The organism is Aquabacterium sp. UBA2148, from assembly GCF_002328915.1.
GTDB lineage: Bacteria > Pseudomonadota > Gammaproteobacteria > Burkholderiales > Burkholderiaceae_C > Aquabacterium > Aquabacterium parvum.
On record NZ_DCXA01000291.1, the window covers coordinates 1 to 5488 of the forward strand.

At 60.0% G+C, this 5488-nt stretch carries 6 protein-coding genes and 1 pseudogene; 4 read left to right on the top strand and 3 right to left on the bottom strand.

All coding sequences use genetic code 11. The features are described from left to right. Together B2W70_RS16070 and B2W70_RS16075 are read left to right on the top strand one after the other, a co-directional pair. A pseudogene (locus B2W70_RS16070) lies at nucleotides 1–240 on the top strand (hypothetical protein); the annotation flags it as partial. Continuing rightward, nucleotides 227–748, top strand: a complete 522-nt coding sequence (locus tag B2W70_RS16075; RefSeq protein WP_286747193.1) for a DUF6036 family nucleotidyltransferase — start codon at nucleotides 227–229, stop codon at nucleotides 746–748. The pseudogene B2W70_RS16070 and the gene B2W70_RS16075, both read left to right, overlap by 14 nt. On the opposite strand, the gene B2W70_RS16080 is transcribed toward B2W70_RS16075, so the two are convergent. Next, nucleotides 749–1048, bottom strand: a complete 300-nt coding sequence (locus B2W70_RS16080; protein ID WP_286747195.1) for a CcdB family protein — start codon at nucleotides 1046–1048, stop codon at nucleotides 749–751. Further along, complete coding sequence (locus B2W70_RS16085; protein WP_286747197.1) at nucleotides 1048–1299, bottom strand: type II toxin-antitoxin system CcdA family antitoxin; 252 nt, start codon at nucleotides 1297–1299, stop codon at nucleotides 1048–1050. Before B2W70_RS16085 ends, B2W70_RS16080 begins: the two co-directional genes overlap by 1 nt. A 309-nt stretch (nucleotides 1300–1608) precedes the next feature. Between B2W70_RS16085 and B2W70_RS16090 the strand changes: the two genes are divergently transcribed. Together B2W70_RS16090 and B2W70_RS16095 are read left to right on the top strand one after the other, a co-directional pair. Then, nucleotides 1609–2085, top strand: coding sequence for a pilin (locus tag B2W70_RS16090; protein WP_286747199.1), 477 nt, complete (start codon nucleotides 1609–1611; stop codon nucleotides 2083–2085). Nucleotides 2086–2145: 60 nt separating this feature from the next. Next, nucleotides 2146–4035, top strand: a complete 1890-nt coding sequence (locus B2W70_RS16095; protein ID WP_286747200.1) for a sulfatase-like hydrolase/transferase — start codon at nucleotides 2146–2148, stop codon at nucleotides 4033–4035. A 230-nt stretch (nucleotides 4036–4265) separates the two neighbouring features. Here the strand turns inward: B2W70_RS16095 and B2W70_RS16100 are convergent, their stop codons facing one another. Continuing rightward, a complete protein-coding gene (locus B2W70_RS16100) occupies nucleotides 4266–5315 on the bottom strand; it encodes a nucleotidyltransferase domain-containing protein (RefSeq protein ID WP_286747202.1) in 1050 nt (349 codons plus the stop codon). Nucleotides 5316–5488: the final 173 nt, after the last annotated feature.

The window sequence follows — 5488 nt, forward strand, 5'->3', positions numbered from 1 at the left end:
CGCGCGCGCGCGATTCTGGCTCGCTGGCGCGCAGCTTCGTCTGCGCGCACGGCCCCCGCTCTGGATGAGTGGCAACACCTGCTGGACGCCGACGGTGGCCGGGGCGGGCTGGCGGTGGCCCTGGAGGACACCGAGCGTGCAGCCTGGCTGCGCCAGAGTTCGCCCCTTGCCTGCCTGCTGACTTCGCAGGAACGGTTTGCGATCATCAAGCAATGGCGGATTTCGCATGCAAAGGCATGAGTTGGAGCACCTGATCCGGGCGGCGTCAGCCATCACCAACGACTATGAGGTGGTCGTGGTGGGCAGCCAGTCGATTCTCGGTGCAGTACCCAATCCGCCCGATTCGCTGACGGTCTCGATGGAGGCCGACATCTACCCGGCCAACATGCCTGAGCTGGCGGATTTGATCGATGGCGCCATCGGCGAAGGCTCGCCATTTCACGAACGCTTTGGCTACTACGCTCAGGGCGTGGGGCCGGAAACCGCTGTGCTGCCTGACGGCTGGCAAGGGCGCTTGGTCCGACTGCAGAACCAGAACACCGACTTGAAAGTCGGGTTGTGCCTGGACCCAGCTGATTTGTGCGCGGCCAAGCTGGCTGCTGGGCGCGACAAGGACTGGGTGTTCGTGCGTGAGGCCATGAAGCACGGCATCGTGAATGCTGAAACCTTGGCAGCGCGGGTTCGCGCGTTGCCGGTCGGGCCTGGCCATCAGGCGAGATTGCTGGCGTGGGTGTCGGCCCAGGGCTGATCACACCCCCTGGAACAGGCAATCGAGCACGGCGACCACTTCGTGGGCTCGGTCCTGGGTGCTGAACACCTGGGTCTTGAGCATGCTGCAGGGCACTGCGGCCATGAATTGCGTGACCAGCACGTGAGGCGTGCCTTCGATGTCGAAAACGGGGTTCAGTGTCTGAGCGGGCTTGGGGGCTGACGAAGATGGCAGCAAGGGCAACACCACCCGCGTGTTGAGTGCAGTGAGCAGGTTGGCCTGCACATCCATCAGGTAGCCGGGCCCTTCCGGGTTGGCGTAGACCGAAAACCGAGCCATCAGAACTGCCTGTGCCGGGCGAGCGGCAGGCCTTCGCGTTCCACGTGGGCGTTGGAGCTTTCAAGCGCTTCGAGGTTGGCCTGCAACCACAACTCGGCGCGTTTGGCTGCCACCGCCTGACTCAGGCCCGCTTCTGCTGCCTGGGAAATGTTGATGCGCAGCGCCTTGGCTTCGGCCAGCAGGTTGGCGCCCAAAGAGACGTTGGTGGCCTTGCGGGTGGATGGGGGTGAATCAACAATGGTCATGCGCATGATGTGTCTCCATGGAGCATGCGCAAATGTTAGCGGGGGTGCGCTTGAAGGACAAGCCTTCGCGAAGACGACAAAAATTGTCAGCTCAGACCTTTGGGTGACGTTTTTGGGCTGACGCCTTGAAACACATCCGACCAGGCGTGTTGGTTTGGTGGGGTGGGTCGAGGGAAACCGAGCAGGAAATCACGTTTTTTCGGGCTCTGAAAGCTGGCACGCGGGATGCACCATGTCTGGCGTGCGGTCGGCGAAGTCGGTCGCTGGCTGCAAACCCTTTTTACCAGTGGCCCTTGAGGGGCTGAGGAGTTCAACATGAAGCGCGTTCAACAAGGTTTCACCCTGATCGAACTGATGATCGTTGTGGCGATCATCGGCATTTTGGCGGCTGTGGCGATTCCGCAGTATCAAAACTACGTCTCCAAGTCTCGACTGGCCAATGCTCAATCTGCTGTTGACGCGGCGAAAACCGCCGTGGCAGTTTGCATCCAAGAAAATGGAGGCAACACAGCTACGTGTGATGATGTGGCAAACGAAGGCACCCTCCCCAATATCACAGCGACCAATGAGGTGGCCAGCGGCACGGTTGTCAACGGCGTGATCACTGTCAACTTGACCGCTGCCACTGGCTTGGCTGCCGATGGACAAACGGCAACGCTGCGCTTCACGCCAAACATCCCGACCGATGGCACGGCCCTCACATGGCAGATCGCTGCTACGAACTTCAAGAGCACGGAGTTGCGCGATGCTGCGCAGAAAAACTCTGTCGCTGCTGCTGCAGCAGGGTCTTGATCCCAGTTTGTTGAGAGGGGCCTGCGGGCCCCTTTTTTGTTTTTGTTGAGGGGCGTGGCCATGTCCTCTGTGTCGGGCTTTTCCTTGTTCGTGCTTCTGTACATCGCTCCATATGCGAGTGGCATGTCGCTGGACAACCGAATGAGTCCGGTGCTGCTGCACCTGATGGAGCAAGTGCTATCAGGGCCTCCTATCCAGCAGGCCCTGATGCTGACCCTGCTCACGCACCTGGGTTTGCTGGCCCTTTGCTTTCCTGTTCACCGCGCGCTGCATCGCGGCATTGCCGGGTTCTCTCAGGTGAGGCCGGTTGTTGCCTCCCTGGCTTCGGCCATGCTGCTGTGGGTGTTGCTGTACGCGTGGAATCAATGGCTGTTCCAAGAAAGTCGTCATCGGTGGTTGGGCGAGGGCAGCTTGGTGCCCGTGCTGGCCTTGACCACTGCGCTGGCGCTGGCCTTGCTCACTCGTTCGCTTTGGCCCATGTGGCGCATGCCCAGTCGCAAGCCTGCTCTGGTCGCATCGGTCACGATGGTTGCGCTGATGGCAGCCGGCTTGGGCTACAACCGCTCGGTGGAAGCGAACGTGGAGCCCGAGAAGGCACACCGCAATGTGATCCTGATCGGCATCGACTCCTTGTCGCAGCGCGTCTTGCAGGCGCATCCAGAGGCCATGCCTCACTTCCATGCACTCTATCGACAGACCGTCGCGCACACGAACGCATGGAGCCCTATGGGGCGCACGTGCCCAACCTGGCTGTCTATCCTGTCCGGTCGTTCGCCTGCCGACCATGGGGGGGTCTTCAACCTGCGTCACCCTGACCAGGTCGACCGCAGCGGTATGCTGCCGATGGTATTGCAGCAACGTGGTTACGCCACCATCTTCGGCCTGGACGAACGTCGGTTCTGCAGCATCGACGAGTCCTTCGGATTCGATGTGGTGGTCGGCCCTGATCACGGCGCGCTGGACTTCCTCATCCAGAAATTCAATGACTCGCCGCTGGTCAACTTGTTTTTGCAGACCGGCGTTTCGGCCTGGCTCTTGCCCCATTCGCGACTCAACGTCGCGGCACACGCGACTTACCCCGCAGCAGATTTCGTGGAAGCTGTGAGCCAGTCGGCTTCGGCGCAGCGCAAACGCTTGTTCATGGCGGTTCATCTCGAATCTGCACATTACCCCTATGTCGCGCGTGACGCGCGCCGCGTACTGGAGGCGGAGAACCGTTTCCGATCGGAGCACGTCAATGCGCTGACGGTTGTGGATGGTCAAATCGATCAGTTGATGAAGGAATTGCAAGCTGCCGGTCGCCTGGATGACACATTGGTGGTGTTCCTCTCTGATCACGGTGAGTCCTTCGGCGAGACTCGCAAAATCCACAAGTTCGGGCAACCCGTGCTGGAGTCGCAGGTCTACGGTCACGGCACCAGTGTCGTCATGCCAGAGCAGAACCATGTGGTGTTGGCCTACCTGGTGTATCGCGACGGCAAGGTGGTCAACCGACCAAATACTGTCGATGGGATGGTGTCGCTGCTGGATCTCAAGCCCATGCTTGAGCGCTTTGCTTTAGGTGGCGTGCCCGAGGCACTGCCTGTTCGAGATTGCGTCACCTTCGAGACAGGCATCCGCATGTCTGCTTTGGCCAACTACAACAAGATGGACGAAAAACGGGCGGCTGAACTCGGGGCTGAGTATTACGCCGTTGACGACCGGGCGCGCATGCACATCCGGGAAGATCGGATGTCGGATTTGATCCGATTGAAGGACGTAGCGTCCAGGTGTGGAGATGTCATCACGAAGTACGATGCAACTGATCGCAGCCTTAGTTCGTTCCAGGAAGAGGAAGGCGGTTTGGTGCAGGTTCCCCTTGATGCGATCGGTGCCCAGCGAGTCAACGCATATCGAGAGAAGTTGCATCGCATCGCCGAACGGCTGGATATGGTTGGACGCTCCCGTTGAGACCTCGGGGTTTGGCGTTGCCGAATGAACTGACGACAAGCTTGTAGCGGAGGTGTTCGTGGTTTCAGTTGTCCTGCGGCACCGCCGTAGCCAATGCCACCCGGGCGCTGGCCATGGATGCTGGCTAGCACCGATTCGGTGTCCTGAGGTTCTGATCTCTCTGTTACGCAGACCAAGCAGTTTCCTCTGCCTCCGTCAAAAAAGAGGGATCCCTATCCAGGGCAGGGTTCTCATCGCTCATGCGTTAAGACTGACGCAAGCTCTGGTGCCAAATTTCCCAACGCCTTGCGCCCTTCCAGCGCCCGCTTCCTCCACCCCGGCCCCCGACTCAACGCATCGGCCCAGGCCTCCTGCAAGGCCTCTGGGTCGTTGGCCGCAAAGTAGCTCATCAAGGCCGCGGCCTGCGCCAAGTCCTTGCTCACCTTGGCCCTGAAAGCCCCAGCACGCTCGCCGATGATCAGCAATTTGTGCACGGCGTAACGCTCCGGTGCGGGCAGGTTGACCACCACGCATCGCCCGGTTGGGTCGAACAGCGTGGTCTGTTGAACGCCTTCCAGTGAAAACTCCATGAACCGCAGCGGCTGCAAAGCCACGTCGAGGTTGTCGATGTGGATGGGTTCTTCGCTGTCAGAGGTTCGTGGCGTCAGGAAGTCAACCTGAAACTCAGGCTCGTCTTTGTGCTTGTACGAGGCGCCTGCGCTGCCTCGGTACTGCACCAGTGGCAAGAAGCCGCTCTCCATCGTGGTGAGCGCCGAGTGGGGTTGAGCGTCAATCGTGGCTGGCAAGGCAATCGACACATTGCGCCCTGCGTGGGCAAAGTCGATGTCCGAGGTCTGGTCGGGGCTGTTCCAGCGCACGCCCAATTGGTTGGCATATGCCAGGAAGGCATGCGTGCCGATGAGCACGCCGCCCGCCCTGAAGAAACCAAACTCGTTGAGCCGCAGGATGACGCTGAGGTGTTTGCGCTGGATGGGCGCGCAGCCCAAGGCCAACGCGGATTTGGCAAGGGGTTTGAGTTTTTCAAGCGGGGCTTGCTGGCGCGCCCTCTCGATCACGCGCTGCACTTCTTCGTTGTCTGGCCCCACGTAGATCTGCCTGACCGAGTGGGTGTTTTCGCGGTAAGCGAAGTACCACTGCCGGGTCCCTTTCACCAACTTGGTCGAGAAGCTGCCTTGCAAGTGTGAAACATCTCGGGCCAGTTCAGCTGCCATGGCTGCAGTTTGCAGTTGCGCAAACGCCGTGGCGGCGGAAACAGGCAGGTCTGTGAAGTGCTCGGGCATGGTGTGTTATACAACATTTTATCTTTTGTTGTATAGGCTGCATCAAGAAAGCCTGCCAACCGTTTGACAGTCCCAGCCATGTCACCGGCCACACCAAGCTAAAATCCAGGGTTTCCCGCAGCCCAACCCCTTCCGCCCGCCATGTCCCACTCCACCAAAAACATCACCGCCAT

Coding starts and splice junctions, on each gene's coding strand:
- B2W70_RS16075 (WP_286747193.1), top strand. CDS start 227: ATGCAAAGGCATGAGTTGGAGCACCTGATCCGGGCGGCGTCAGCCATC.
- B2W70_RS16080 (WP_286747195.1), bottom strand. CDS start 1,048: ATGGCTCGGTTTTCGGTCTACGCCAACCCGGAAGGGCCCGGCTACCTG.
- B2W70_RS16085 (WP_286747197.1), bottom strand. CDS start 1,299: ATGCGCATGACCATTGTTGATTCACCCCCATCCACCCGCAAGGCCACC.
- B2W70_RS16090 (WP_286747199.1), top strand. CDS start 1,609: ATGAAGCGCGTTCAACAAGGTTTCACCCTGATCGAACTGATGATCGTT.
- B2W70_RS16095 (WP_286747200.1), top strand. CDS start 2,146: ATGTCCTCTGTGTCGGGCTTTTCCTTGTTCGTGCTTCTGTACATCGCT.
- B2W70_RS16100 (WP_286747202.1), bottom strand. CDS start 5,315: ATGCCCGAGCACTTCACAGACCTGCCTGTTTCCGCCGCCACGGCGTTT.